Below are 2587 nucleotides of genomic sequence, written 5' to 3' on the forward strand. Positions count from 1 at the left end.
GGGCGGTTCAGGTAGCCCCGCGCCACCCCCGCCCCGCCAATGTAAAGCTCGCCCACCGCCCCGAACGGCACGGGCGCGCCATGACCATCCAGCAGGTACACCCGCGTGTTGGCAATCGGGCGCCCGATCGGGACCACTGACCCATAAAAATCGGCCGGGCAATTCCAGACTGTCGCGAAGGTGGTCGTCTCGGTCGGGCCGTAGCAGTGAATGAGACGTACGGGGCCTTTTTCTTTCAGCAATCTCAGAAATGAGGCAAGATCATTGCGCTCTCCTCCCCAGAGAAGGTACTTAAGTTGCGCTAACGTCGGAGCAATCGATGATGTATATTGGTTGAATAATGCTGTTGTTAGAAACAGTGACGTCACCCGGTGCTGTTCAAGCGCCCGGGCAAAACTGGGAGTATCCCTGACGGTGGCGGCATGCATGGCAACAATGCAACCACCGTTAAGCAGCGGCGCCCATACTTCGAATGTGCTTGCGTCGAAGGCGGGATTGCCAGCCCATGCCACACGATCTCCTGCATCGATCTTCGCATATCCACTGTTGATCACGAGCCGGTTGACGGCACGATGAGGAACAACAACTCCTTTGGGAAGGCCAGTTGAGCCGGAGGTGTACATTACGTAAGCGGCAGTCTCAGCGCTCAACGCCAGACCAGGATCGGAACTACATCCCGTTCCAACTATGAGCGGCTCAATAGCCAGAACAGGTATCGTCGCCTCAACCAGATCATCACCGCAAAGCACCAGGCGTGCAGCACAATCGGCCATTAGCCATTCTTGTCGCGCAGACGGAAGGGCGCGATCGATCGGCACATATACTCCGCCCGCCTTCAGGATCGCCAGCTGCGCCACCACAAGAGCGACGGAGCGGTCCAGCACTGTCGCAATGCGATCCCCCGGCTTGACCCCGAGGGCGATCAGATGATGCGCCAGCCGGTTGGCCCGCGCATTGAGCTCGCCATAGCTCAGCTGCTCGTCTTCGCAGACCAGCGCCACTGCCCCCGGCGCCTTTTGCACCTGCGCCTCGAACAGCTGATGGACGCATCGCTCCGACGGATAAGGCGCCGCCGTCCGGTTCAGCTCCTCCAGCAGATACGTGCGCTCGGCGGTCGACAGCAGCTCGATGCGGCCGACCGGCTGCCCCGCGTCGGCCACCATCGCCCGCAGCAGCGTCAGCAGATAACCACGCTGTCGCTCGATGCTCGCTTCATCAAACAGCGCCGTGGCATAACCGAACGCCCCGGCGATCTCCTCGCCATGTTCACAAAGGTTCAGCTCCAGATCGAACCTGACCTGATCGAGCCCCTCCCCGGCAGCCTCCACGCTCAGCCCGGCAAGGTCGAACGACTCGACGGCGTCGTGCTGCCAGGCCAACATCACCTGCAACAGCGGCGTGTGATCAAGATGCCGGGGCGGCTGCACGATCTCGACCACCTGCTCAAACGGCAGGTCCTGATGCTCCTGCGCAGCCAGCGCCGTGCGCCGCGTCCGTTCCAGAAGCTGCGACACGCTCGGCGCGCCCGACAGGTCGAGGCGAAGCGCCAGGGTGTTGACGAAGAAGCCGATCAACTCTTCGATCTCGCGCCGGCCGCGATTGGCGCTCGGCACCCCGATCACAAGGTCGTCCTGTCCCGACAGACGCGCCAGCACCGCCGCCCAGGCCGCCAGCACCGTCATGAACAACGTCGTGCCATGTTGCCGGCTCAGCTGCTTCAGCCCCCGCGTCAGATCCGCATCGATGACGACAGGCACACTGGCCCCGGCAAACGACTGTTGCGCCGGTCGCGGCCGGTCCGTCGGCAAGTCCAGACGGGCCGGGGCGCCAGATAGATTATTGCGCCAATAATGCGCCTGGCTCTGCAGCCGCTCGCCCGAGAGCCACTGCCGCTGCCAGGCGGCATAATCCGGATACTGGATCGCAAGCGGCGGCGGCGGATCGTCTTCTCCGGACACGAACGCCCGGTACAGCTGACTGAGTTCACACACCAGCACGCCCAGCGACCAGCCGTCCGAGACGATGTGATGCTGGGTCAGCAGGAAGACGTGTTCCTCATCCGACAGCCGGATCAGCCGGCCCCGGATCAGCGGGCCATGCGCCAGATCGAACGGCCTGCGCGCCTCTTGCTGGCACAGCTCCGCAAGCGCGGCGTCCGCATCTACCCTGTCCTGCAGATCGTGCTCCACCACCGGCAGCCCCGCATCCGGCGGCAGAACCTCAACCCGGGGTGTGCCCTGCGGTGCGACAAAGACACTGCGCAGCGCCTCATGACGCGCAAACAAGCGGTCAAGGCTGCGCTGCCAGGCGCTGCGGTCGAGCCTACCGCGCAGCCGCCACGCCAGCGGGATGTGATAGTTCGTGCTGCCCTCGTCCAGCTGCGCCAAAAACCATAGCCGCTGCTGCGCAAACGACAGCACAACCGGCTCATGACGCGACACGGCCGCAATCACCGGCAGCTCTTGCGGACCGGCGCGGCTCAACATCTCGAGGATGCTTGCCGCCAGATCGGCCAGCACCGGCCTGGCGAACAGCGTCGACAGCGGCAGTTCGACCCCAACAGCCTGTGACAGCCGGCTCGACATCT

Annotated in this window: 1 pseudogene; it reads right to left on the reverse strand. The window is 63.8% G+C overall.

From position 1 onward, the window contains the following. Positions 1–2465, reverse strand: a pseudogene (locus tag ABIB66_RS43400) (non-ribosomal peptide synthetase); the annotation flags it as partial. Positions 2466–2587: the final 122 nt, after the last annotated feature.

This window comes from Bradyrhizobium sp. F1.13.3 (assembly GCF_040548265.1).
Classification (GTDB): Bacteria; Pseudomonadota; Alphaproteobacteria; order Rhizobiales; family Xanthobacteraceae; genus Bradyrhizobium.